The following is a 24,036-nucleotide window of genomic DNA, read 5'->3' on the forward strand; positions in this document are numbered from 1 at the left end:
CCTTCGCCACCGGCTGCTCACCTTATACGTTGCGTGCGGTATGTCCGTCGAACTATGGGTTCTGACCAGCCTGGGGTCCAGCACCGATGACACCCACGGGTACGGCAAAATACGCAGCCGCCGCGAAGGCGTCTTCAAGGAGGAGTTTTCATGCTTTCCAACGCTCGGCTTTCTGGGATTCGATCAGGTCTAGGGGCTGCACTGATCGCTTTCGCCGCACTGGCCGCCGGCCCGGCCGCAGCCGCCGACGAAACGAAGCGCTACGACGACTGGGAACTGCAATGCAGGGACAGAGTGCCGGAAGGCGCCCCGAAATGCATCATCACGCAGAACGTGGTCGCCGAGGAGAGCAAGCTGGGTCTGCTGAGCGCCGCGATCTACTTCCGCCCCGGCGTCAACACGCCGTCGCTGGGCTTCAACCTTGCGCCGCAGGCGGTCAAGGAGGCAGGCATGGTGCTCCAGATCGATACCAAGCCGGCGCTCGAACTGCCGATCCAGTCCTGCAATCCCAATGTCTGCCTTGTCCGGGCGACGCTTCGCGATCAGGTGCTCAACATGTTCCGCAGCGGCAACCGGGGCATCGTCGGCTTCAAGATTCCACCGGACCAACGGATAGCGGCCCAGCTTTCCCTGAAGGGATTCGGCAATGCCTACAAGGCGTTGGAGCAGCGCAAGGGCAACTGATCGGGGCCACTGATTGACATACCGGGCGGTGCGTCGGAAACTCCGCCCGGTCTATAAGTTGCTCAGCAAATAATCCGGGAAACGTCATGTCAGGAACATCCAAGCCCCGCTCAGGTGGGCAGATCCTTGTCGATTCGCTGCGCGTCCATGGCGCTGACTTGGCATTCTGCGTCGCGGGGGAAAGCTATCTGGATGTGCTGGACGCCTTCCATGACGCCCCGGACATCCGCTTGATCACCTGCCGGCACGAGGGCGGCGCCGCCAACATGGCGGAGGCCGCCGGCAAGCTGACCGGCCGCCCCGGCATCTGCTTCGTCACGCGCGGCCCCGGCGCCTGCAACGCATCGATCGGCGTCCATACCGCCATGCAGGACTCGACGCCGATGATCCTGTTCGTAGGGCAGGTGGCGCGCGATCAGGCGGAGCGGGAGGCTTTCCAGGAGATCGACTACCGCCGCATGTTCTCGCCCGTCGCCAAATGGGCGGCCCAGATCGACGACGCGGCGCGCATCCCGGAATTCATCAGCCGCGCCTTCCATGTGGCGACCTCGGGCCGGCCCGGTCCGGTCGTGCTCGCGCTGCCCGAAGACATGCTGCGCGACCGGGTGTCGGTTGCTCCGACCGGCCGCTACACGGAGGTCCAGGCTCATCCCGGAATGGCCGACCTCAAGCGCGTGGCCGAGCTGCTGGCCCTGGCGGACCGGCCGCTGATCCTGGCGGGCGGCAGCGGCTGGACCGATGCGGCCTGCGAGGACCTGCGCCGCTTCGCCGAGTCCTGCAACATCCCGGTCTGCTCGTCCTTCCGCCGGCAGGACGTGGTGAACAACGACAGTCCGGCCTGGATCGGCGATCTCGGCACGGGACCCAACCCAAAGCTGCTGGCGCGGGTCAAGGAAGCGGATCTGCTGCTGGTGATCGGCGCCCGGCTGGGCGAGATGACGACCCAGGGCTACGAGCTGATCGACCTGCCGGAAACCCGCCAGACCTTGATCCACGTCCATGCCTCCGCCGAGGAACTGGGCAGGGTCTTCCGCCCCGACCTGCCGATCCAGGCGGGCTCGACCGCGTTCGCCTCGGCGCTCTCCAGCCTGCCCAAGTTCCATGACCTGCGCTCCGACCGCTGGCGCGACTGGATGGAGGCCGGGCGGCGCGATTTCCTGGAGTGGCTGGAGCCCGCGGCCTATGACGGCGCGCTCGACCTTGGCGCCATCTCGGTCTGGCTTCGCGACCGTCTGCCCGCCGACAGCATCGTCACGATCGATGCCGGCAACTTCAGCGGCTGGGCTCAGCGGTTCCTTAAATACGGTAGGCCTGGGCGGCAGTTGGGGCCGACCAGCGGTGCCATGGGCTATTCGGTTCCGGCGGCGGTTGCGGCCAAGATCGTCCATCCCAACCGGCTGGTGGTCAGCTTCGTCGGCGACGGCGGCTTCCAGATGACGGGGCAGGAACTGGCGACCGCCATGCACGCCAAATCGGCCCCGATCATCCTGGTGTTCAACAACGGCATCTTCGGCACGATCCGGATGCATCAGGAGAAGCGCTATCCCGGCCGCGTCAGCGCCACGGACTTGACCAACCCCGACTTCGCGGCGCTTGCCCGCAGCTACGGCGCTTTCGGGGCGGCGGTGGAGCGCACCGCCGAGTTCGCCCCGGCGTTCGAACAGGCGGTGGAGTCGGGCTTGCCGGCGGTGATCGAGTTGCGGATGGATCCCGAGGTCATCACCACCCGCACGACGCTGTCGGCGCTACGGGCACAGGCGCTCGGCCAGAAGTAGGCTGGGGCCGCCGCGCATCGCAGCTTCCCGCCGGGAACCGCAACGGAAAGCGTCGTCAACCATTGTCCGGGAAAGGGCCGCCTTGATGGGCGGCTCCCACAACCCGGAGAATGCTGCCATGAGCGAACGTTTCAAAGACAAGGTCGTCATCGTCACGGGCGCCGGCTCGGGCATCGGAGCCGCCACTGCCCGCCGTTTTTCCGACGAAGGAGCGTCGGTCGTGCTGTCGGGCCGTACCGAATCCAAGTTGAAGGACGTGGCGAAAGACCTGGACGTCGGGCGGACGCTGGTCCATGTCGCCGATGTGGCGGACCAGAAGTCGGTGGAAGGATTAGTTGCAGCGGCGGTCGAGAAGTTCGGCCGGCTCGACGTACTGGTCAACAACGCCGGCATTGCGCCGACCGGGCCGGTGACTGAAGTTCCGGTGGAGGACTGGCACTCCGTCATCGCGACCGATGTCAGCGGAGTCTTCTATGGCTGCCGGGCGGCGGCGCCGCATCTGCTCAAGACGGGCGGGTCTATCGTCAACGTGTCCTCCGTCTCGGGCCTTGGCGGCGACTGGAACATGAGCTTCTACAACGCGGCGAAGGGCGCGGTGTCGAACTTCACCCGGTCGCTGGCCCTGGAACTTGGCGGCAAGGGCGTGCGAGTCAACGCCGTCAACCCCAGCTTAACCTTCACCGACCTGACGCAGGACATGAAGGACGATCAGAAGCTGATGGACAAGTTCATGGAACGCATCCCGCTGGGCCGCGCCGCCAACCCGGAGGACATCGCTCCGGTCATCGCCTTCCTCGCCAGCGACGATGCCCGGTTCGTCAACGGGGTGAACTTGCCGGTGGACGGCGGCCTCAGCGCTTCCAACGGCCAGCCGCCGCTGGCATAAGGGCGTAAAGACATTATTGTCATGTGAAATCTGCCGGCTATATCTACCCGCGACGCATTGCGCATGTGCAATTAATCTCATTGCACATGCGTGGTCGCCCACTATAAATTTTCGCCGCTTCGCTTAGCTAGTAGACGGTATGTGGAACTGTGGCGCTCCCGGATCTGGAACACGGTCTTTCGTGATCCGCATCGGCCATGAATTTCAGTCAGCCGGCTTGTACGAGAGATGTTTAAGGGGATCGCCATGAGTTTCCGCGCCATCACTGGCAACCGGCTGCGCGACGGCGCCGTCGTCTTCTATAACGACGAAGCGGGCTGGGTCGAAAGGCTGACCGGCGCCAGCCTTTACGAGGACAAGGCGACCGCCGAAACCAAGCTGGCATCCGCCAAGGCCGAGGCTGAGAAAGAGCGTCTCGCCGTCGATATCTACCTGTTCGAGGTCCTTGTCGAGGACGGCAAGCGGGTCCCGGTAACGATCCGCGAACGTATCCGGTCGCTTGGTCCCACCGTTCGAACCGATCTCGGCAAGCAGGCCGCGGCCTGATCCTCGTCGCGCAACATTCTGGAACCTGTACAATGACTGCCACCGCTTTCCGCGCCGATCCTGGCATCCCTGGTCCCGGCACCTTCGGTTCCGAGCCGGACGACCACGCCGGTATCTACCGCTACGACGACCTCGACCGCCGCTTCGTCGCCGAGCGCGTGGAGCAGTTCAGCAAACAGGTGACGCGCCGTCTGGCCGGCGAACTGACGGAAGACGAGTTCAAGCCGCTGCGCCTGATGAACGGCCTGTATCTCCAGCTTCACGCCTATATGCTGCGCATCGCCGTCCCCTACGGCGTCCTGACCACGACGCAGTTCCGCAAGCTGTCCGAGATCGGCCGCAAATACGACAAGGGCTATGGCCACTTCACGACGCGCCAGAACCTTCAGTTCAACTGGATCAAGCTGGAAGACACGCCAGCCATCCTGGGCGAACTGGCCGAAGTGGACATGCACGCCCTTCAGACCAGCGGCAACTGCGTCCGCAACGTGACCACCGACCAGTTCGTCGGGGCTTCCGCCGACGAGATCGTCGATGGCCGGGTCTATGCCGAGATCCTGCGCCAGTGGACCATCGCGCACCCGGAATTCACCTATCTGCCGCGCAAGTTCAAGATCGCGATCATGGGCTCCGACAGCGACCGCGCCGCGATCCGGACCCACGACGTCGGCGTGATCGCCAAGCGGAACGAGGCCGGCGAGACCGGCTTCACCTTCTATGTCGGCGGCGGCCTCGGCCGTTCCCCCTTCGTCGGCAAGCTGGTTCGCGAATGGGTGCCGGAGCAGGACTTCGCGGCCTATCTGGAAGCGATCCTGCGCGTCTACAACCAGTACGGACGGCGCGACAACATCTACAAGGCGCGCATCAAGATCCTGGTCCACCAGCTGGGCATCGACAAGTTCAAGGCCGAGGTCGAGGAAGAGTTCGCCCGCCTGCCGCGTCCCAAGTTCACCCTGGCGCCCGAGATCGTCGAGGGTATCCGCGCCCGCTTCGCTTCGCCCGGTCTGGAGAGGCTGCCGGCCGAATCAGCCGAGTTCGAGCGCAGCAAGGCCGAGAACGTCGAGTTCGCCCGCTGGTCAACGGTCAACCTTGCCGCGCACAAGGCGCCTGGCTATGCCATCGTTTCCGTCTCGCTGAAGCCGGCCGGCGGCATCCCCGGCGACATCACGTCGGAGCAGATGGACACGCTGGCCGATCTGGCCGACCGCTACAGCTTCGGCGAGATCCGGGTCACGCACGCCCAGAACCTCGTCCTGGCCCATGTCCGCAAGGATGACCTGTTCGACCTGTGGCGGCAGCTCGACGCGATCGGTCTGGCGACGGCCAATATCGGCCTGATCGGCGACATCATCGCCTGCCCCGGGCTGGACTACTGCGCGCTGGCGAATGCCCGCTCGATCCCGCTGGCGCAGGCCATTTCGGCGCGCTTCGCCGATCCGGCGCGGCAGCAGGCCATCGGCGAACTCGGCATCAAGATCAGCGGCTGCATCAATGCCTGCGGCCACCATCACGTCGGGCATATCGGCATCCTGGGCGTCGATAAGCGCGGCGAGGAACGCTACCAGATCACCATCGGCGGCGATGCGACCCTGACGACGGCCATCGGCGACATCATTGGCCCGGCGGTCACGGAAGAGGCGGCGGTGGACGCGATCGACACCATGGTGGAGATCTATCTCGCCAACCGTACCGAGGGCGAACGCTTCCTCGACACGATCCGCCGCATCGGCCACGGCCCCTTCAAGGAGAGTATCTATGCCGCTGATTGAAGATGGCCGTCCGGCCGAAGATAGCTGGACCAGCGTGCCGGACGGCGAACCCGTCCCCGGCGACATCCCGGCCATCATCAGCTTCGAGCGCTGGCAGGCGGAGCGCGATAGCTTCGCCGGCCGCAATACCAAGCTCGGCGTCCGCCTGAAGGGCGGCACGTTGGCCCCCGCCATTGCCGAGGACCTGGACCGCTTCGCGCTGGTCGCGGTGGAGTTCCCCAAGTTCCGCGATGGTCGGGGCTTCTCGACCGCGCGCGAGTTGCGGGAGCGCTATGGCTACGAGGGCGAGATCAGGGCCGTCGGCCATGTCCTGCCAGACCAGTACCTGTTCCTGAAGCGCACCGGCTTCACCTCGGTCGAGGCTCCGGAAGGCACCAACCTGGAGAGCTGGGTTAACGCGCTGAGCGAAGTCAGCGTCGTCTACCAGCCGGGCCTCGGCAAGGACGATCCGAATCCTCTCATCAACCGCTGGCTGAAGTCGGAAGCCGTTCAGGGCTGAGGGGCAGGGCAGACGAAAGCAAAAGCGGCGGCAAGTATCACTTGCCGCCGCTTTTGCTTTTCATGGAGGGTCATTTCTGCTCCCTCAATACCAGGGCCGCGTCCGTGTCAGGTGCGGCTTGGGCGGCAGCGCCGTTTCGGTGTTCAGTTCCGCGTAGGCATGGGCGATCGACGCCGCTACGGCCGCGTTGCTGCGGACCAGGGCGATGTTCGCTTCCAGGCTGGCGCCGCCGGTCAGTTCTTCCATCCGTGACAGCAGGAATGGCGTCACCTCCTTGCCGGAGATGCCTTGTTCGTCGGCGTCGGTCAGGGCTTGGGCGATGGCGCCGTCGATCATGCCCTGGTCCAGCGCGGCGGACTGCGGGATCGGGTTGGCGATTACGACGCCGCCCTTCAGCCCCAACTGCCACTTGGCGCGCAGAATTCGCGCCACCGTCAACGGGTCGTCGCAGCGTGACGCCAGCTTGATGCCGCTGCTGCGCGTGTAAAAGGCCGGCAACTCGTCGGTGCCGTAGCCCAGCACCGGAACGCCCCGCGTTTCCAGGTACTCGACCGTTTTCGGCAGGTCGAGGATGGCCTTCGCCCCAGCGCAAACCACGGCGACGTTGGTGATGGCCAGTTCGTCCAGGTCTGCCGAGATGTCCAGCGTGCTCTCGGCTCCGCGATGGACGCCGCCGATGCCGCCGGTGGCAAAGACCGGGACTTCGGCTAGTGCGGCGCAGATCATCGTCGCGGCGACCGTCGTGGCGCCGTCGGCACGGGTCGCCAGCGCTACGGGAAGGTCGCGGCGGCTGACCTTGATCACGGACTTGCTGGTGGCAAGGTGCTCCAGATCGTCGTCGGTCAGGCCGATGCGGATGCGCCCATCCAACACTGCAATGGTCGCCGGGACGGCGCCGCCGTCGCGTAAGGTCTGTTCGACCAGGCGCGCGGTCTCGACATTGCGGGGATAGGGCATCCCATGGGAAATGATGGTCGATTCGAGGGCAACCACGGCCTTCCTGGCCTGGAGCGCCTCGGCGACCTCGGGATGAATGGCAAGGTAATCGTGCATGCGGGGGAGTTTAACCGGTTTTCAGCAAAAGTCCCGCGCGTTCGATCACCCTGTCGGCACTGAGCGAGGGATTGACCGTCGCCTCCGTCTCGACCGCCCAGGCGGCGCAGGCGAGACCGAGACTCATCGCTTCAGCCATGTCATGGCCGCTGATTCGGCCGAAGATCACGCCGGCGATCAGGGCGTCTCCCGCCCCCGTCACCTCGTTGACATCGACCGGCGGCGGCATGAAGAAGTCGTAGTCGAAGGGCGATGCCACGAAGGCGCCTTCCTGGCCGCGCGTGATCACGACGCTGCCGACCCCGTTGCACATCAGGCGGTAGCCGGCTTCGCAGACGTCCAGTGGTGCCCGGATCGGAATATGAGACAGATAGCTGGCCTCGTCGGCATTGGCGAACAGTGTGTCGATGCCGCCCAGGATACCCTGGAGCCGGGCGGTCTTGGCGACCGACACGCAGTCGACGTAGATCTTGCAGTCCTTCGGCTTGCGGCGCAGCAGGAAGCGGAGAGACTCAGCGGGCAGGTTGCAGTCGATGAACCAGACCGGGATATCCTCCAATCGGGGGAGAAGCGGTTCCAGGACGTCTACGGTCAGCTCGTCGTAGATGCCCATATCGGCAAGACCGATCGCCAAGTCGCCTGTTTTGTCCAGCAGCGCCGTGTAGGTGGCGGTCGGCGAACCGACCGAGCGGGTGACGAGATCGAAGCCGATCCCGGCTTCGCCCAGGCTGTCGAGAACCGCGTCGCCTTCCCGGTCGTGGCCGACCCGGCTCACCATGGTCACGGACAGTCCCAGACGTGCCAGATTCTCGGCTACGTTGCGCGCCACGCCGCCTGCGCCGACCCGCATGGTAACCGGGTTGGAACTGCCGGGAACGATCGGTCCGGCGGCTGTCGCCTTTCGATCGATGTGAGCGGCTCCGATGCAGGCGACCGTTCGTTCCATGGGATTAGCCTCTCTCGGGCACCAGATGCTTCCTATGATCAGGATGCACTTTAAACGGGTGGCCCCGCAAGAGGCGGCAGAGTTCAAGGTTTGGCTTTTTTGGTCGACATCACCCATATGACACACATGACCAGTACGACCCCTGCCGCGCCCTCGGCCAATGTGGCATCCGCTTCCATCCCCGTCCCGGAGTCCTGGATCAAGGTGCTCCCGCAGGGACTGTACGTCGAGCCAGGAGATTTCTTCGTAGATCCGGTCCGTCCGGCGGCGCGCGCCGTCATCACGCACGGCCATGCCGACCACGCTCGTCCCAACAACGAAAGGGTGTTGGCGACGCCGGATACGCTGGCGATCATGCGCGCCCGCTACGGCGATGCGGCGGGTGCATCGCTGCAAGCGCTGCCCTATGGCGAGCGTCTGCGGATAGGGGAAGTCAACGTCACCTTCGTACCGGCCGGCCACGTGCTCGGCAGTGCCCAGGCCGTGATGGAATACCGTGGCTGCCGCATCGTCGCTTCCGGTGACTACAAGCGGCGCGCCGACGCGACCTGCGCGCCGTTCGAGCCGGTGCCCTGCGACGTCTTCATCACCGAGGCGACTTTCGGCCTGCCGGTATTTCGCCATCCGCCTGATGAGGGCGAGATCGCCCGGCTGCTCCATTCGGTCGAACTCTTCCCGGAGCGCAGCCACGTGGTCGGGGCCTACGCGCTCGGCAAGTGCCAGCGGGTGATAGCGCTGCTGCGCAAGGCCGGTTACGACAAGCCGATCTTTCTCCACGGTGCGCTCATTCCGCTGTCCAACCTCTACCAGGAACTGGGCGTGGATTTGGGAGACCTGCGGCCCGCCACGGGGCTGAAAAAGGATGCCTTCGTCGGACAAATCGTCATGGCGCCGCCCTCGGCGGTGGCCGACCGCTGGGCGCGCCGGCTGCCGGACCCTGTTGTCTGCATGGCCTCCGGCTGGATGACGGTGCGCCAGCGAGCCAAGCAGCGCGGCGTCGAACTGCCGCTGGTGATCTCGGACCATGCCGATTGGGACGAGCTTTGCCAGACGATCGACGATGTCGGCGCTCCGGAAATCTGGGTCACCCATGGGCGGGAAGAGGCGCTGGTCCACCACGCGACCAGCCGGGGCATCCGCGCGCGGGCACTGGCAATGGTCGGGTTCGACGAGGAAGGGCAGGGTGAGATGCCCGAACCGCCCGAAGTGCCGGTTCGGGGCGGATCGCCGACGCAAGGGGAGCTGCTGTGAAGCGTTTTGCCGAACTGATCGACGGGCTGATCTTCACGCCGTCCCGCAACGGCAAGATCCGGCTGATGGGCGATTACTTCAGCCACACTCCGGACCCGGAGCGGGGCTTCGCCTTGGCGGCCCTGACGGGAGGACTGAGCTTCACCGACGCCAAGCCGGCCGCTCTCCGCAACCTCGTCATGACCAGGGTCGATCCTGTTCTCTACGGCTGGTCGTACGATTTCGTCGGCGATACGGCGGAGACGATCTCGCTGATCTGGCCGCCGCGTCCAGGGGCGAACCGCGAACCGGATCTGAGCGAAGTGGTCGAGACTCTGGCCGAGACCCGCCGCGTCGATGTGCCGAAGGTGGTCGAGCGCTGGCTCGACGCGCTGGATGCCCAAGGACGTTATGCCCTGATCAAGCTGATCACGGGATCGCTCCGCATCGGCGTGTCGGCGCGGCTCGCGAAGACGGCGCTGGCCGAATGGGGCAAGTGCCCGGTCGATGAGATCGAGGAAGTCTGGCATGGGCTTACTCCCCCCTATCGGCCGCTGTTCGACTGGCTGGAAGGCAAGGCGGAGCGGCCCGCCGTCGGCGAAGGGGCGGGCTTTCGACCATTGATGCTGGCCTCTCCGCTGGAAGACGACGACATCGCAGCGCTTGACGCTTCGATCTACCGGGCGGAATGGAAGTGGGACGGCATCCGCGTCCAACTCGTGGCGAAGGGCGGCGAGTGCCGCATCTACTCGCGCACCGGCGACGATATCGGTCCGGCTTTCCCCGACATACTGGAAACGATGGACTTCGACGCCGTCCTGGACGGTGAGCTGCTGGTCACCCGTGACGGCGTGGTGGCGCCGTTCAACGACCTTCAGCAAAGGCTGAACCGAAAGGCGGTCACCGCGAAGATGCTGCTGGACTATCCGGCCTATGTCCGGCTTTACGACATCCTGTTCGAGGGACCGGAAGACCTGCGCCAGTTGGGATTCGAGATCAGGCGGAAGCGGCTGGAGGATTGGTACGGCAGGGCGAAACCGCAGCGGATGGACCTGTCGCCGATGCTGCCGTTCACGACCTGGGGCGAGCTGGCGGAGTTGCGCAACGGCGCCCGTGAGAACTCCATCGAAGGCCTGATGCTGAAGCGGTTCGACAGCGCCTATGTCGCCGGCCGGCCCAAGGGGCCGTGGTTCAAGTGGAAGCGCGGACCGCTGACCATGGACACCGTGATGATGTATGCGCAACGCGGGCACGGCAAACGGTCGTCGTTCTACTCCGACTACACGTTCGGCGCCTGGAAGGGAGATGAGCTTGTGCCGGTCGGCAAGGCCTATTCCGGCTTCACCGACGAGGAGCTGGTACGGCTCGACAAGTGGGTGCGCAACCACACGACCAAGCGCTACGGTCCCGTGCGGGAGGTCGAGCAGGGGCTGGTGCTGGAAGTGGCTTTCGACAGCGTCCACCGCTCCACCCGGCACAAGAGCGGCGTCGCGATGCGCTTTCCTCGCGTCGCCCGCATCCGCTGGGACAAGCCGCCGCACGAGGCCGACCGGCTGGAGACACTGGAGAAGCTGATCGTTGAGTGAAGCTGGGTGTCGGACAAACAAAAACCCCCGCCCGAAGGCGGGGGTTCAAGGCATCGGTCCGGGTTATGCGGCGGCCTTCATGGCCTTCTTGTTGACGTCGCTGATGGCGAGCTTGTTCAGAAGCTCGTCGGTCTTCTTCTCTTCGTTCAGCGTCTGCTCGAGAAGCTGAGCGACTTCGTCCAGGCCTGAGGCCTGCGCCAGGGCATGCAGGGTGCCATAGCCCGCGATCTCGTAATGCTCGACCTTCTGGGCCGCCGCGATCAGCGCGACGTCCAGAAGCTCAGGCGCCAGACCCATTTCCATGACTTCCTTGGCCTCTTCGATCAGGCCTTCCATGGCATGGCAGTGCTTGCCGCGGGTGCGCGTATCGAGCTTCTCGAATACCTGTTCGAGGCGCTCGATCTGGCCCTGAGTTTCTTCGAGATGCTGGGTGAAAGCCTGCTTGAGCTTCTCGTTGGAAGCGGCTCGCGCCATCTTCGGCAGCGCCCGAGTCAGTTGCTTTTCGGCGTGATAGATGTCGCGAAGTTCTTCGATCAGGAGGTCCTGCATGTTCTTGACAGCCATCATATGCTCCGTTGGCGAAGGTGGTTAATTTTATTGTCGCAAGGGTTGTCCCATTGCGATTGCCACCCTCCAACAGGCGCCGTTCAGGGGAGTTCCGTGATGTTTTTGCTGCGACGCTCGATGCGCCGGAATCCAATCGCGTAACCCAACCGCCGAGCTGCTTCCCTCCAAACGCTGTCGCGTCCTAGCCTATCGTGGTAAGAGCACGATCAATATAATGAAGTAGAAATTTTTTGGCGTCATGGGATCGTCAAATCTGTTTACAGGATAGATGATCGCCTAAACAGAAGTCTCTTGCAAAATTTTTAGTCAACTTCCCCGAAAAGCCGAGGGCTGCTATTCGGTTCACGCATTTGACTAATTGAGGTGGCATCCTCAAGTACTGGCAAACAATTAGGGGAGACTTCTGAACGTGTCGATCATCGCATCATCCAACTGGGTCGGGCAGACCGATCCGGGCATCCTCATCAAGGCCGGCTACGAGTTCTCCATCGAAGTTTTTCAGCCGACTACCGTCGTGCTGCTGCTGGGCATTCATCCCAGCCGGGAACACTTGCTGATGAAGTACGATGCCATCGAGACGTATCCGGAAGCTCCCGGCGATCATTTCATCGATACTTACGGCAACCGATGCTCACGGTTCCGTCTCGAGCCCGGCACCACGGTGTTCCGCTCGGTAGGGCTTGTGCGCGACAGCGGGTTGCCCGACTTCAAGCAATTCGGCGCACGCCAGCATCCGGTCGCCGAACTGCCGCCCGATGTCCTGCCCTTCCTATACGGCAGCCGGTACTGCGACACCGATCTGCTGGCCAACGATGCCTGGAACCTGTTCGGCTGGACGACTCCTGGCTTCAGCCGTGTCCAGACGATCTGCGATTGGGTGAACGCCAACGTCCAGTTCGGCTATCAGTTCGCCCGCAACACTCGGACGGCGTCGGAAACCTTCCAGGAGCGCCGGGGGGTCTGCCGCGACTTTGCGCATCTGTCGATCGCCCTGTGCAGGGCGATGAACATTCCGGCGCGGTACGTCAACGGCTACCTGGGCGACATCGCGATCGAGCCGAACCCGTCGCCGATGGATTTCAACGCCTGGTTCGAGGCGTATCTCGATGGACGCTGGCACCTGTTCGATGCTCGCCACAATCAACCGCGCGTTGGACGCATCCCGATTGCGAAAGGACGCGACGCCGCCGATGTCGCCATGATTACGACCTTCGGGCCGCATATCCTGAAGAGTTTCGAGGTCTGGACCGAACAGGTCGCCTGATTTCCCCTCTAGCGGCATGATGACAAGATGCCGCAACAGGTGTTGTCCCAGGACGTGGCATTGCCGGACCGGCATGCTTGCGGCATGAGGGCGGCCCTAGGGGAGAGGACCGGAATGAGTCGACGTTTTGATATCATCGTGGTGGGAACCGGTGTCGCCGGATCCGCCATCGCACGTCGATGCCGGGCAGCGGGACGCAAGGTTGCCATCGTCGACGAACGCCCTTTTGGCGGTACCTGCCAGCTTCGCGGATGCGACCCGAAAAAGGTCCTCCGCGCCATGGCGGAGCCGCTGGCCGCGATGGAGCGGCTGGCGGAACCGGATATCGGCGTCTTCTCCGATCTACCGGTCCCGGACTGGCGCAGCCTGATGGCCTTCAAGCGCCGGTTCACCGATCCCGTCCCCAAAGCGAAGGAAACGGCTTTCGCCGAAGCCGGCATCGTCATGGTCCACGGTACCGCACGGTTCGTCGGCGCCGACGCCCTGGATGTCGGCGGCGAGGTTCTGGAAGCCGACAACTTCGTGATAGCCGCCGGATCGAAGCCGGTCCCCCTGCCCATCCATGGGGCCGATCTGGTCGCCTCCAGCGAAGACTTCCTGAACCTCGACGACCTGCCGCGCCGTATCGTCCTGGTGGGCGGCGGCTATATCGCGATGGAGTTCGCCCACTTGGCATTCCGCGCCTCTTCGGAGGTCACGGTGCTTCAACGCGGTGAGCGTCTGCTTGGGGGCTTCGATCCCGACTTGGTCGACCTCCTGGTCGAGCGGACCCACGACCTGCCGGTCGATATCCGCCCCGGTACCGCCGTGACCGTGGTGGAGCGAACCGAGTCCGGCTTCCGAGTCCATGCGGATCAGGAGGGAAGGCACCTCCGATTCGATGCCGACCTCGTGGTCCATGCCGCCGGCCGCATGCCCAACATCCAGGGACTCGATCTGGAAAAGGCCGGCGTCCGCACCGGCAAAAGCGGCGTCGAAGTCGACGCCCATCTCCGCAGCGTCAGCAATCCGCGTGTTTTCGCCGCCGGAGACGCGGCTGCGTCCGGCATGCCGCTGACTCCCAAGGCTAGCCACGACGCCGAGGTGATCGCCGCCAACATCCTGGCGGGCGAGGCTTTGCGGCGGACCGACTACGCCGGCATGCCGAGCGTCGTCTTCTCAGTACCTCCGCTGGCGCGGGTAGGCTTGCTGGAGGAGGAGGCACTGGCCCAAGGCCTGCTTTTCCGCGTCAACCACGCGGTGACCGACGACTGGTTTTCAGCCCGGCGGCTCAACGAGACCTGTTCGGGCCACAAGGTCCTGATCGAGGAAGGCAGCGGCCGAATCCTCGGCGCGCATCTGGTCGGCCCCCATGCCGACGAGGTCATCAACCTGTTCGCACTGGCGATCCGCCACGGCATTCCCGCCAAAGCGCTGGCCGAAACGTCGTTCGCCTATCCGACCGGCGGCTCCGACGTGTCCGCGATGGTCTGATGCCTCAGCCGTCGTAGTCTTCGTCGTCGCCGACCGGAGCGGGCAGGGTGATCAGGACCTTGTCCACCCGGCGCCCGTCCATATCAACGACTTCGAACCGGCTGCCCTGCCAGACGAAGTGCTCGCCGGCACGCGGCATATGGCCCAATTCCGCCAGGATAAAGCCCGCAAGCGTGTGGAAGTCGCGGTCGCCGAGCAGTCCGCGCAGGCCCAGCCGGTGCTCGACCTCATCGACCGGCAGCATGCCGTCCACCAGCCACGATCCGTCGTCGCGGCGGACGGCGCCCGCGTCTTCCTCCCCCTCGTCCGGGAAGTCGCCGGCGATCGTTTCCAGGATATCGGTGACCGTCGCGATACCCTCGATGCTGCCATATTCGTCGACCACGATGGCCATATGAAGGCCTGCCTGCTTGAACAGCTCCAGCACCCGAAGCACCGGCGTCCCGTCGTGGATGATCAGCGGCTTGTGCAGGCAGACCTGGAGGTCCAGCGTCTTGCCGCTCAGCAGCAGGTCGAGCAGGTCCTTGCTATGGACGATTCCGACGATCTCGTCCAGGTCGCCCCTGCCGACCGGGAAGCGCGAGCGGCCGCTTGCCGCGATCTCGCGCCGGATGTCTTCCGGCTTGTCGCCGATGTCCAGCCAGACGACGTCTGGCCGGGGCGTCATGATCGTGCGCACGCTCCGGTCGGCCAGCCGCAGGACGCCTTCCAGCATCTCGCGCTCCGCCGGGTCGAAGACGCCGGTTCGGGCACCCTCCGCGATCATCGACTTGACCTCTTCCTCGGTCACTTCCGCTTGGCGGACCTTATCCAGCCGCAGCAGGCGCAGGACGAGGTTGGTGGAGACGCCGAGCAGCCAGACCAGCGGTGCGCCCATCGTGGCGATGACGCCCATAGGCCGCGCGACGAACGCCGCGATTCGCTCGGCGTTGACCAGGGCGATCCTTTTGGGGACCAGTTCGCCGACAATCAGGGACAGATAGGTAATGGTCATGACCACGACGGCGATGGCGACGCCGTCGGCATAGGGTGCGACCGCCGGGATCTCGCGAAGTTCGACCGCGAGGTAGCCGGCGAAGGTGGCGCCGCCATAGGCACCGGCCAGAATACCGATCAGCGTGATGCCGACTTGGACGGTGGACAGGAACTTGCTCGGGTCTTCTACGAGCCGGACGGCGGCCCTGGCTCCGCGATGTCCCTCGTCCGCCATCTGTTGAAGTCTTGCCCGCCGGGCAGAAACTACCGCCAGTTCCGACATGGCGAAAAAGCCGTTCAGCAGAATCAGCAGAACGACTACGATCAGTTCCCAGGCGAGCATCGACTCCTCGGTTTGAAATTTCGGTAAGGGACGTTATCACAAGCGGAGGGAGGTACGGTAAGGCGGATTGCCGGGAGAGCGTCGAGTGGCTAAGTTTGGTTGCTCAGCAGTCCTTCTGAAAGTTCGTCCGGTGCCCGATTCGATCTTTGTCCCGTCCGTCTGCCCCCATGACTGCCCCAGCACCTGCGCGCTGGAGGTAGAAAAGCTGGCGCCGGACCGCATCGGCAAGGTGCGCGGAGCCGCAGCCAACAGCTACACCGACGGCGTCATCTGCGCGAAGGTGTCCCGCTATGCCGACCGGGTCCATCACCCGGAGCGGCTGCTGAAGCCGCTCCAGCGCGTCGGACCCAAGGGCTCTGGCCAGTGGCGGGAAATCTCGTTCGAGGCGGCGCTTGACATCGTCGCCGAACAGTTCGCGAAGGTTGCGCGGGAATATGGACCGGAGGCGGTCTGGCCCTATTATTATGCCGGCACCATGGGCCATGTGCAGCGCGACGGCATCGAGCGTCTGCGCCACGTCATGGGCTATTCAGGACAGGCGAACACCATCTGCATCGCGCTGGCCGATGCCGGCTGGCTGGCCGGGAACGGCGTCAAGCGCGGCGCCGACCCGCGAGAGATGGCGAAGTCGGACCTGATCGTCGTGTGGGGAGGCAACCCGGTAGCGACGCAGGTCAACGTGATGACCTGGATTTCCAAGGCGCGTAAGGAGCGCGGCGCCAAGCTGGTGGTGGTCGATCCCTACCGGACGGGCACGGCCGAACGGGCCGACCTGCATCTTGCGCCGCGGCCCGGCACCGACGGGGCGCTCGCCTGCGCCGTCATGCACGTGCTGTTCGCCGAGGGCTACGCCGATCGCGAATACATGGCGCGGTTCGCCGATGCGCCGGAGGAGCTTGAAAAGCACCTGAGGACGCGGACGCCCGCTTGGGCCGCCGCGATCACCGGTATCGACGAGCAGCAGATCGTCGACTTTGCCCGTATGTACGGTGCCGCCAAGCGCAGCTTCCTGCGGCTCGGCTATGGTTTTTCCCGTTCCCGCAATGGGGCGGCGCAGATGCATGCGGTCAGTTGCCTTCCCGTCGTCAGCGGCGCCTGGTCGCATGAGGGCGGTGGAGCCCTCTACAGCAACTCCGGCATCTACCGGCTGAACAAGACCCTGATCGAGGGACGGGACCGGTTCGACCCCGCGGTCCGGATGCTCGACATGTCCAGGATCGGTCCCGTCCTGGTCGGCGAGCGCGATGCGCTGGGCGACGGGCCGCAGGTCCACGCGATGCTGATCCAGAATACCAACCCGGCGGCGGTCGCTCCGGAGAGCGCCAAGGTGCGGGAAGGGCTACTGCGCGACGACCTGTTCGTCTGCGTCCACGAGCAGTTCATGACCGACACGGCGCAACTGGCCGACATCGTGCTGCCGGCGACCATGATGATCGAGCACGACGATCTTTATACGGCGGGCGGCCAGATGCATCTCCAGATCGGGACGAAGCAGATCGAGCCGCCGGGCGAGTGCCGGGAGAACCATGCCGTGATCTGCGGCCTGGCAAAGAGGCTGGGCGCAATCCATCCCGGGTTCGACCTGACGGCCTGGGAACTGGTCGATGCGACGCTGAAGGCATCAGGCTGGCCCGGTGCCGGAGTACTGAGCGAAGCCCGCTGGCTCGACTGCATCGCAGGGACCGACACGCATTTCGAAAAGGGCTTCGGCACGCCCGATGGGCGCTTCCACTTCAAGCCGGACTGGTCTCGCGTCGGGCCGAACTTCTCGGACATGCCGGCTTTGCCGGACCACTTCGACGTGATCGAGAAGGCGACGCCGGAACACCCATTCCGCATGATAGCGCCGCCCGCGCGTCAGTTCCTCAACAGCAGCTTCACGGAAGTCCCGGCGTCGCGTGCGAGGGAAGGGCGCCCGACCGCGCTGATCCACCCCAAGGACTGTGCCGCCCTTGGCCTGACCGATGGGGGTGTCGTCCGGATCGGAAACCGACGAGGGACCGTGCTGATCCATGTGAAGCCCTTCGACGGGCTTCAGCCCGGCGTCGTGGTAGTCGAGGGTATCTGGCCCAACGGCAGCTTCATCGAGGGGATCGGCATCAACGTCCTGACCGGCGCCGATCCCGGTCCGCCTTTTGGCGGAGCCGTCTTCCATGACACGGCCGTCTGGCTGAAGCCGGAATAGGAAGTCCGGCCGGCGCGGCTAGAATGTCGCCTTCGGTGTGGGTATACGATTCGGGTGTTTGCCGCCACCGGGCGTGGCGGCGTTTCCCAAACTCGTTTAGGTTCACCAAATGGATGACGGAGCCACCCTGGACAGGGCGGCTTTCGCCTCCATCTCTGAAATAGGTGGGACGCCGCTGTAGGTTACCATTTCCGCAGGAGGGGTACGCCATGGCAGACGATGACCGCACACTGCCGACCGCCAAAGCTACGCGAAGCGATGTGGACGCCTTTCTGCGCAAGGTGGCGGCCACGCCCAGCCTGAGACAATCCGGCCGGCGCGGGCGGCTGATGTTCGCGATGGACGCGACGGCGAGCCGGCAGGCATCCTGGGACAAGGCCTGCCAGATCCAGGCGGAAATGTTCGAGGCGACGTCGGCGCTCGGCGGTCTCGACGTCCAGTTGGTGTATTACCGTGGCTTCCGTGAGTGTCAGGCGAGTCCCTGGGTCGGCGGCGCCAAGGACCTGCTGAAGCGGATGACGGCGGTCACCTGTCTCGGCGGTCAGACGCAGATCGGCCGCGTCCTGAAGCACGCGCTTAAGGAAAGCCATCGCGAAAAGGTGAATGCCGTCGTCTTCGTCGGCGACTGCATGGAAGAGGATGTCGACAGGCTCTGCCATCATGCCGGCGAACTTGGGTTGCTCGGCGTGCCGGTCTTCATGTTCCACGAGGGCGGCGAGGCGGTGGCGCGGCGGGCGTTCGAGCAGATCGCGCGCCTCAGCGGCGGGGCCTATTGCCCATTCGACGCTTCCAGCGCTCAGCAATTGAAGGACCTGCTGAGTGCAGTCGCTGTTTTCGCCGCCGGCGGCAGGCCGGCGCTTGCCGACTACAGCCGGGGCAAGGGTGAAGTGGTCCGCCAACTCTCGTACCAGGTCGGCAACAGGTAGGGGGAAAGACGACGCCAGATGTTTCCGCTGTTCCTGCTCGGCATCGCACTCCTGATCGGTTTCTTTCTGCTGGCGCGGGCCTTCGTGAATGCGGACCCGAAAAGCCTTGCGCGGGGCGTGCGCTACACGACCATCGGCGTCACGGTCGTCGTCGTGGTGTTTCTGGCGGTGACCGGGCGTCTGGGGGCCGCGATGGCGATCGGCGCCTTCGTGCTTCCGATGGTGCTGCGCTGGCGATCGATCATCAACCGGGTCCGTGCTGCGGCCGGTCCTTCGGACGGCCAGACATCGACGGTCGAGACGATGTTCCTCCGCATGTGGCTCGACCATGATTCAGGCGCCATGAGCGGTGAGGTATTGCGCGGCGCGTTCGAAGGGAGGATGCTCAACGACATGCCGCTGAGTGACTTGCTGGCCCTGCTCGACGAATGCCGGGCCGGCGATCAGCAGTCCGCCGTCGTCCTTGAGGCCTATCTGGACAGGACCCAGCCGGACGACTGGCGTGCCTCCGGGTCAGGTGATGACAATTCCGGAGAACGCGAGAGTGGAGGAAAGGGAGCCCGCTCCGGGAGCGGTGCTATGACAAGTGACGAAGCTTACGAAATTCTAGGGCTTCGGCCGGGTGCTTCGGTGGAGGAAATAAAAGAGGCGCACAAAAGACTTATGCTGAAGATGCACCCCGATCAGGGCGGTTCGACATACCTCGCGGCAAAGATCAATCAGGCGAAAGATCTGCTGATGCGTTCATAATGCGTGGGTTGCGTTGCAGCGTGTCCTTGTGGCAGAAGATTCCGGGCGTAGACAATGCCGCTTCGGTTACGGGTTATTCCCACCATCCACGCGTAGCGAAAAGAGATATCCATGCGTAAAGCAGTGCGAAAGGCGGTTTTCCCGGTTGCTGGACTGGGCACCCGGTTTCTGCCCGCGACCAAGGCAATTCCAAAGGAAATGCTGCCGCTGGTCGACAAGCCGCTGATTCAGCACGCCGTCGAGGAAGCCCGCGCTGCCGGGATCGAAGACATCATCTTCGTGACCAGCCAGGGCAAATCGGCCATCGAAGACCATTTCGACATCAATGCCGACCTTAACAAGACTTTGGAAACTCGCGGCAAGCTCGACATGCTCGATGCGGTGCGGGCGACCGAGATCGGGTCGGGCAAGCTCTTCTACACCCGCCAGCAGCAGCCCCTGGGGCTTGGCCATGCCGTCTGGTGCGCCCGGAAGCTCGTCGGCGACGAGCCCTTCGCCGTGCTGCTGCCCGACGACGTCGTGCTGGCCGGCACGCCGTGCCTGAAGCAAATGGTCGAGGCCTACGACGAAGTCGGCGGCAACATCGTTGCCGTGGTCGATGTGCCCCGCGAGCACACCAACCGCTACGGCATCCTCGACGTCGAGTCCGACGATGGCCGGCTGGCATCCGTCAGGGGGCTGGTCGAAAAGCCGAAGCCGGACGTGGCGCCCTCGACCTTGTCGATCATCGGCCGCTACATCCTTCAGCCCGAGCTGTTCGGTCACCTGGACCGCCAGGAGCGCGGCGCGGGCAACGAAATCCAGCTTACCGACAGCATGGCCCGTCTTATCGGGACCCAGCCGTTCCACGGCCTCCGTTTCCAGGGTACCCGCTACGATTGCGGCGACCGGGTCGGGTTCCTGGAAGCCAACATCGCGTTCGCCCTCGAGAACCCGGACCTTGGGCCGAAGGTGCGTGAAGCTCTCGCCAAGATATTGTAAACGACCCCCCGCTGCATTTTCGGCAAGTTAAAAGAAGGCACATCTATGCGTATCGCAATGATCGGCACTGGCTATGTCGGCTTGGTTTCGGGCGCCTGTTTCTCAGAATTCGGCGTCACCGTCACCTGCGTCGATAAGGATGCGGGCAAGATCGATCGGCTCAACCGGGGAGAGATCCCGATCTACGAGCCGGGCCTGGATGAGCTGGTCGCCAAGAACGTCAAGGCAGGCCGGCTGTCCTTCAGCCTCGATCTGGCAGCCTCTGTCGCCGATGCCGATGCGGTGTTCATCGCCGTCGGGACCCCGTCGCGCCGGGGCGACGGCCATGCCGATCTGAGCTACGTCTATGGCGCCGCCGAGGAAATCGCGCGCGGCATCAACGATTATACCGTCGTCGTGACCAAGTCGACGGTCCCGGTCGGCACCGGCCGCGAGGTCGCCCGGATCATCCGCAAGACACGCCCGGACGTCGAGTTCGGTGTCGCCTCCAACCCGGAGTTCCTGCGCGAAGGGTCCGCCATCGGCGACTTCCTGCGTCCGGACCGGGTCGTGATCGGCACCGACAGCGATCGCGCCCGCGCCGTCATGCGTGCCCTGTACCGGCCGCTCTACCTGATCGAAACGCCGATCGTCATGACCAGCCTGGAAACGGCCGAGCTGATCAAGTACGCGGCCAATACCTTCCTGGCGACCAAGATCACCTTCATCAACGAGATCGCCGACCTGTGCGAGAAGGTCGGCGCCGACGTTCATGACGTCGCCAAGGGCATCGGCCTCGACGGGCGCATCGGCAAGAAGTTCCTGCATCCGGGTCCGGGCTACGGCGGGTCGTGCTTCCCAAAGGACACGCTGGCGCTGGTGCGCACCGCGCAGGACTACGGTTCGCCCCTGCGGATCGTCGAAACCGTCGTGGACATCAACGACAAGCGCAAGAAGTCGATGGCCGACCGGATCGTTGAGGCGTGCGGCGGCGACGTCGACGGCAAGACCATCGCCGTGCTGGGCGTGACCTTCAAGCCCAACACCGACGACATGCGCGACAGTCCGTCGCTGGACATCATCCCGGCGCTCCAGGCCAAGGGTGCCGTGATCCGCGCGTTCGACCCGGCCGGCCAGCACGAGGCCGAAAAGCTTCTGCCGGGCGTGACGTGGTGCGGCGATACCTATGAAACGCTTGAAGGCGCTTCCGTGATCGCCTTGCTGACGGAGTGGAACGAGTTCCGCGTGCTCGACTTCAAGCGCGCACGGGAGTTGATGAAAACTCCGGTTCTGGTAGACCTTCGCAACGTCTACAATCCGGACGATATGGAGATGGCCGGGTTCGCCTATACCTGTGTCGGCCGGCCGTCGCGTTATCGGATCAGCAACCGTGATCTGCGTGAGAAGGTTCTCGAAGCATGAGTGAAGCCCATCAGTTCCACAGCACCGTTCTGCGTGAGTATGACATCCGCGGCATCATCGGCAAGACGCTGACCGCCGCCGATGCGAAGGCCATCGGGCGCAGCTTCGGTACCGTAGTGGTCCGGGGTGGCGGCAAGCGCGTATGCGTCGGCTACGACGGTCGGCTCAGCTCCGTGGAACTGGAAGAGGCTCTGGTCGAAGGCTTGGTTTCGACCGGCCTGCATGTCGAGCGGATCGGCCTCGGGCCGACCGGCATGCTGTACTTCGCGGTCCGCGACCGCGAAGCCTCGGCCGGCGTCATGATCACCGGCTCGCACAACCCACCGGATTACAACGGCTTCAAGATGATGATGGGCAAGGCTCCGGTCTATGGCCCCGCCATCCTGGAGCTGGGCGAAATCGCCTCCAAGGGCGCCTACGCGGTCGGCGACGGAACGTCCGAGAAGATCGACATCCAGGACCACTATGTCGAGCGCCTGCTGAAGGACTACGACGGCGGCAAGGAACTGACAGTGGCCTGGGATGCCGGCAACGGCGCCGCCGGCGAGATCCTGAAGCGTTTGACCGCCAAGCTGCCGGGCAAGCACATCCTGCTGTACGAGGACATCGACGGCAACTTCCCGAACCACCATCCGGACCCGACGATGCCGGAGAACCTGGTGGACCTCCAGAAGGTGGTCGCCGAGAACAAGTGCGATCTCGGCATCGCCTTCGACGGAGACGGCGACCGGATCGGTGCGGTGGATGCCGGCGGTCGGATCGTCTGGGGCGACCAGCTCGTCGCGATCTATGCATCCGAAGTGCTGAAGACTCATCCCGGGGGCACTATCATCGCCGACGTCAAGGCCAGCCAGACCCTGTTCGACGAGATCGAGCGCCTGGGGGGCAAGCCGCTGATGTGGAAGACCGGCCACTCGCTGCTCAAGGCCAAGATGGCGGAGACGGGCTCGCCACTGGCTGGCGAGATGAGCGGCCATATCTTCTTCGCCGACAAGTGGTACGGCTTCGACGATGCGCTGTATTGCGGCGTCCGGCTGGTTTCGCTGGTGGCGAAGTCCGATAAGCCGCTGGCCGACCTGCGCGACGTCCTGCCGGAAGTCTTCAACACTCCGGAAGTCCGCTTCCAGGCCGACGAGGAACGCAAGTTCGCCGTCGTCAAGGAGGTCAAGGCCCGGCTGGCAGCCAGCGGCGCCACCGTCAACGACATCGACGGCGTCCGCGTCAACACTGAGGACGGCTGGTGGCTGCTGCGCGCATCCAACACTCAGGACGTTCTGGTTGCCCGCTGCGAGGCTTTCAGCCCTGAAGGGTTGAAGCGGCTGAAGGCGCTGCTGGTCGAACAGTTGAGCGCCAGCGGCATCGAAGCTCCGGCTGACTTCTGATCTGTCTTGCGTCCCGCGATTGCCGTGTCCACTGTGATGGAATGCGGCAATCGACGGGGATGCGGGATATGCCAGACACTATTTTTGTCGACACCTCTCTGGATGTCGTCGAGCAGACTTTTCCCATTGCTCTAGGCCGGTTCGACCCGGCCGCCAAGCCGACCGGCCTCGTCATCGTGGACGAGGTAAACGGGTTCTGCACCGTCGGCGCCGGCCCTTTGGCTCCTGCTTCACCGAATGAGCAGGTCAGCCGCATGATCGCGGAAACCGTGGCTCTGGCCCGGCGCTTCGAGGCTGCGGAATGGCCGATCCTGGCCTTCCTCGATACCCACATCCCCGGCAAGGCGGAGCCTCCCTATCCGCCCCATTGCGAAATCGGCACCGGACAGGAAAACCTTGTTGCGGAACTGGAATGGCTCGGTGCCGCTCCGAACGCCACCCTGGTCCGTAAGGACTGCATCAACGGCTTCATCGGCGCCATCAAGCCCGACGGATCCAACCTGCTGCTCGAATGGATCGCCGGCAATGGCCTGAAATCCGTTCTGGTCGTCGGGATTTGCACGGATATCTGCGTCATGGATTTCGTGCTGACGCTGCTGTCGGCTCGCAACCATGGCATGGCGGCAAGTCTTGAGGACGTCGTCGTATACGAGCCGGCTTGCGCGACCTATGACCTGCCGCCACAGGTCGCCTGCGACCTCGGCCTGCCGGAAACCGCCGCTCATCCTCAGCGGCAGGCGCACCGCGTAGGCCTGTACCTCATGGCCTCACGCGGTGCGCTGCTGGCCGGCGAACTGGCATAATCGCGAGCTTTT

At 64.4% G+C, this 24,036-nt stretch carries 21 protein-coding genes; 17 read left to right on the forward strand and 4 right to left on the reverse strand.

Annotation, left to right across the window (positions count from 1 at the left end):
* Nucleotides 1-150: 150 nt before the first annotated feature.
* From N826_RS39940 to N826_RS12690, 6 genes are all read left to right on the forward strand, one after another.
* Nucleotides 151-684 (forward strand): invasion associated locus B family protein, encoded by a 534-nt coding sequence (locus N826_RS39940; protein ID WP_052831136.1) that lies wholly within the window; start codon nt 151-153, stop codon nt 682-684.
* An 86-nt stretch (nt 685-770) separates the two neighbouring features.
* A complete protein-coding gene (locus N826_RS12670) occupies nt 771-2,459 on the forward strand; it encodes a thiamine pyrophosphate-binding protein (protein ID WP_044429213.1) in 1,689 nt (562 codons plus the stop codon).
* 118 nt (nt 2,460-2,577) lie between these two features.
* The gene (gene budC, locus N826_RS12675; RefSeq protein WP_147040487.1) at nt 2,578-3,345 is read left to right on the forward strand and encodes a meso-2,3-butanediol dehydrogenase; all 768 of its coding nucleotides are present in this window, start codon (nt 2,578-2,580) and stop codon (nt 3,343-3,345) included.
* Between the two features lie 246 nt (nt 3,346-3,591).
* On the forward strand, nt 3,592-3,891 hold the full coding sequence (locus tag N826_RS12680; protein ID WP_044429410.1) for a DUF2849 domain-containing protein: 300 nt from the start codon (nt 3,592-3,594) through the stop codon (nt 3,889-3,891).
* 32 nt (nt 3,892-3,923) lie between these two features.
* A complete protein-coding gene (locus N826_RS12685; protein ID WP_084720705.1) occupies nt 3,924-5,660 on the forward strand; it encodes a nitrite/sulfite reductase in 1,737 nt (578 codons plus the stop codon).
* Nucleotides 5,647-6,159 carry a DUF934 domain-containing protein gene (locus tag N826_RS12690; protein WP_044429218.1) on the forward strand — a complete coding sequence of 171 codons (513 nt, stop codon included), beginning with the start codon at nt 5,647-5,649 and terminating at the stop codon, nt 6,157-6,159. Before N826_RS12685 ends, N826_RS12690 begins: the two co-directional genes overlap by 14 nt.
* A gap of 84 nt (nt 6,160-6,243) precedes the next feature.
* Here the strand turns inward: N826_RS12690 and N826_RS12695 are convergent, their stop codons facing one another.
* Nucleotides 6,244-7,212 carry a pseudouridine-5'-phosphate glycosidase gene (locus tag N826_RS12695; RefSeq protein WP_044429219.1) on the reverse strand — a complete coding sequence of 323 codons (969 nt, stop codon included), beginning with the start codon at nt 7,210-7,212 and terminating at the stop codon, nt 6,244-6,246.
* 10 nt (nt 7,213-7,222) lie between these two features.
* Nucleotides 7,223-8,158, reverse strand: a complete 936-nt coding sequence (locus N826_RS12700; RefSeq protein WP_044429222.1) for a carbohydrate kinase family protein — start codon at nt 8,156-8,158, stop codon at nt 7,223-7,225.
* Nucleotides 8,159-8,284: 126 nt separating this feature from the next.
* Between N826_RS12700 and N826_RS12705 the strand changes: the two genes are divergently transcribed.
* Nucleotides 8,285-9,409: a ligase-associated DNA damage response exonuclease gene (locus N826_RS12705; protein WP_084720721.1), complete on the forward strand. Its 1,125-nt coding sequence runs from the start codon at nt 8,285-8,287 to the stop codon at nt 9,407-9,409.
* On the forward strand, nt 9,406-10,974 hold the full coding sequence (locus tag N826_RS12710) for a cisplatin damage response ATP-dependent DNA ligase (protein ID WP_044429223.1): 1,569 nt from the start codon (nt 9,406-9,408) through the stop codon (nt 10,972-10,974). Before N826_RS12705 ends, N826_RS12710 begins: the two co-directional genes overlap by 4 nt.
* Nucleotides 10,975-11,037: 63 nt before the next feature.
* On the opposite strand, the gene N826_RS12715 is transcribed toward N826_RS12710, so the two are convergent.
* On the reverse strand, nt 11,038-11,538 hold the full coding sequence (locus N826_RS12715; protein WP_044429225.1) for a YciE/YciF ferroxidase family protein: 501 nt from the start codon (nt 11,536-11,538) through the stop codon (nt 11,038-11,040).
* A 412-nt stretch (nt 11,539-11,950) separates the two neighbouring features.
* Between N826_RS12715 and N826_RS12720 the strand changes: the two genes are divergently transcribed.
* Both N826_RS12720 and N826_RS12725 read left to right on the forward strand, forming a co-directional pair.
* On the forward strand, nt 11,951-12,805 hold the full coding sequence (locus N826_RS12720; RefSeq protein WP_244619529.1) for a transglutaminase-like domain-containing protein: 855 nt from the start codon (nt 11,951-11,953) through the stop codon (nt 12,803-12,805).
* Nucleotides 12,806-12,919: 114 nt separating this feature from the next.
* Nucleotides 12,920-14,278, forward strand: coding sequence for a dihydrolipoyl dehydrogenase family protein (locus tag N826_RS12725; RefSeq protein WP_044429227.1), 1,359 nt, complete (start codon nt 12,920-12,922; stop codon nt 14,276-14,278).
* A gap of 4 nt (nt 14,279-14,282) precedes the next feature.
* Here the strand turns inward: N826_RS12725 and N826_RS12730 are convergent, their stop codons facing one another.
* Nucleotides 14,283-15,596, reverse strand: coding sequence for a hemolysin family protein (locus N826_RS12730; protein ID WP_044429229.1), 1,314 nt, complete (start codon nt 15,594-15,596; stop codon nt 14,283-14,285).
* 130 nt (nt 15,597-15,726) lie between these two features.
* Here N826_RS12730 and N826_RS12735 point away from each other — a divergent pair, with 130 nt between their 5' ends.
* From N826_RS12735 to N826_RS12765, 7 genes are all read left to right on the forward strand, one after another.
* Nucleotides 15,727-17,781 (forward strand): molybdopterin-containing oxidoreductase family protein, encoded by a 2,055-nt coding sequence (locus tag N826_RS12735; RefSeq protein WP_044429231.1) that lies wholly within the window; start codon nt 15,727-15,729, stop codon nt 17,779-17,781.
* Nucleotides 17,782-17,990: 209 nt separating this feature from the next.
* On the forward strand, nt 17,991-18,707 hold the full coding sequence (locus tag N826_RS12740) for a vWA domain-containing protein (RefSeq protein WP_044429232.1): 717 nt from the start codon (nt 17,991-17,993) through the stop codon (nt 18,705-18,707).
* Nucleotides 18,708-18,725: 18 nt separating this feature from the next.
* Nucleotides 18,726-19,457 carry a DnaJ domain-containing protein gene (locus tag N826_RS45220; protein ID WP_044429233.1) on the forward strand — a complete coding sequence of 244 codons (732 nt, stop codon included), beginning with the start codon at nt 18,726-18,728 and terminating at the stop codon, nt 19,455-19,457.
* A gap of 111 nt (nt 19,458-19,568) precedes the next feature.
* Entirely contained in the window at nt 19,569-20,438 is an 870-nt protein-coding gene (galU, locus tag N826_RS12750) for a UTP--glucose-1-phosphate uridylyltransferase GalU (protein ID WP_044429235.1), read from the forward strand.
* Between the two features lie 45 nt (nt 20,439-20,483).
* A complete protein-coding gene (locus tag N826_RS12755) occupies nt 20,484-21,839 on the forward strand; it encodes a UDP-glucose dehydrogenase family protein (protein ID WP_044429238.1) in 1,356 nt (451 codons plus the stop codon).
* Entirely contained in the window at nt 21,836-23,221 is a 1,386-nt protein-coding gene (pgmG, locus tag N826_RS12760; protein ID WP_044429239.1) for a phosphoglucomutase/phosphomannomutase PgmG, read from the forward strand. The genes N826_RS12755 and pgmG overlap by 4 nt, the downstream gene beginning before the upstream one ends.
* A gap of 68 nt (nt 23,222-23,289) precedes the next feature.
* Nucleotides 23,290-24,024 (forward strand): isochorismatase family protein, encoded by a 735-nt coding sequence (locus N826_RS12765; protein WP_044429241.1) that lies wholly within the window; start codon nt 23,290-23,292, stop codon nt 24,022-24,024.
* The last annotated feature ends 12 nt before the right edge of the window (nt 24,025-24,036 follow it).

This window comes from Skermanella aerolata KACC 11604 (assembly GCF_000936425.1).
GTDB lineage: Bacteria > Pseudomonadota > Alphaproteobacteria > Azospirillales > Azospirillaceae > Skermanella > Skermanella aerolata.

Coding starts and splice junctions, on each gene's coding strand:
- N826_RS39940 (WP_052831136.1), top strand. CDS start 151: ATGCTTTCCAACGCTCGGCTTTCTGGGATTCGATCAGGTCTAGGGGCT.
- N826_RS12670 (WP_044429213.1), top strand. CDS start 771: ATGTCAGGAACATCCAAGCCCCGCTCAGGTGGGCAGATCCTTGTCGAT.
- budC (WP_147040487.1), top strand. CDS start 2,578: ATGAGCGAACGTTTCAAAGACAAGGTCGTCATCGTCACGGGCGCCGGC.
- N826_RS12680 (WP_044429410.1), top strand. CDS start 3,592: ATGAGTTTCCGCGCCATCACTGGCAACCGGCTGCGCGACGGCGCCGTC.
- N826_RS12685 (WP_084720705.1), top strand. CDS start 3,924: ATGACTGCCACCGCTTTCCGCGCCGATCCTGGCATCCCTGGTCCCGGC.
- N826_RS12690 (WP_044429218.1), top strand. CDS start 5,647: ATGCCGCTGATTGAAGATGGCCGTCCGGCCGAAGATAGCTGGACCAGC.
- N826_RS12695 (WP_044429219.1), bottom strand. CDS start 7,212: ATGCACGATTACCTTGCCATTCATCCCGAGGTCGCCGAGGCGCTCCAG.
- N826_RS12700 (WP_044429222.1), bottom strand. CDS start 8,158: ATGGAACGAACGGTCGCCTGCATCGGAGCCGCTCACATCGATCGAAAG.
- N826_RS12705 (WP_084720721.1), top strand. CDS start 8,285: ATGACCAGTACGACCCCTGCCGCGCCCTCGGCCAATGTGGCATCCGCT.
- N826_RS12715 (WP_044429225.1), bottom strand. CDS start 11,538: ATGGCTGTCAAGAACATGCAGGACCTCCTGATCGAAGAACTTCGCGAC.
- N826_RS12725 (WP_044429227.1), top strand. CDS start 12,920: ATGAGTCGACGTTTTGATATCATCGTGGTGGGAACCGGTGTCGCCGGA.
- N826_RS12730 (WP_044429229.1), bottom strand. CDS start 15,596: ATGCTCGCCTGGGAACTGATCGTAGTCGTTCTGCTGATTCTGCTGAAC.
- N826_RS12740 (WP_044429232.1), top strand. CDS start 17,991: ATGGCAGACGATGACCGCACACTGCCGACCGCCAAAGCTACGCGAAGC.
- N826_RS45220 (WP_044429233.1), top strand. CDS start 18,726: ATGTTTCCGCTGTTCCTGCTCGGCATCGCACTCCTGATCGGTTTCTTT.
- galU (WP_044429235.1), top strand. CDS start 19,569: ATGCGTAAAGCAGTGCGAAAGGCGGTTTTCCCGGTTGCTGGACTGGGC.
- N826_RS12755 (WP_044429238.1), top strand. CDS start 20,484: ATGCGTATCGCAATGATCGGCACTGGCTATGTCGGCTTGGTTTCGGGC.
- pgmG (WP_044429239.1), top strand. CDS start 21,836: ATGAGTGAAGCCCATCAGTTCCACAGCACCGTTCTGCGTGAGTATGAC.
- N826_RS12765 (WP_044429241.1), top strand. CDS start 23,290: ATGCCAGACACTATTTTTGTCGACACCTCTCTGGATGTCGTCGAGCAG.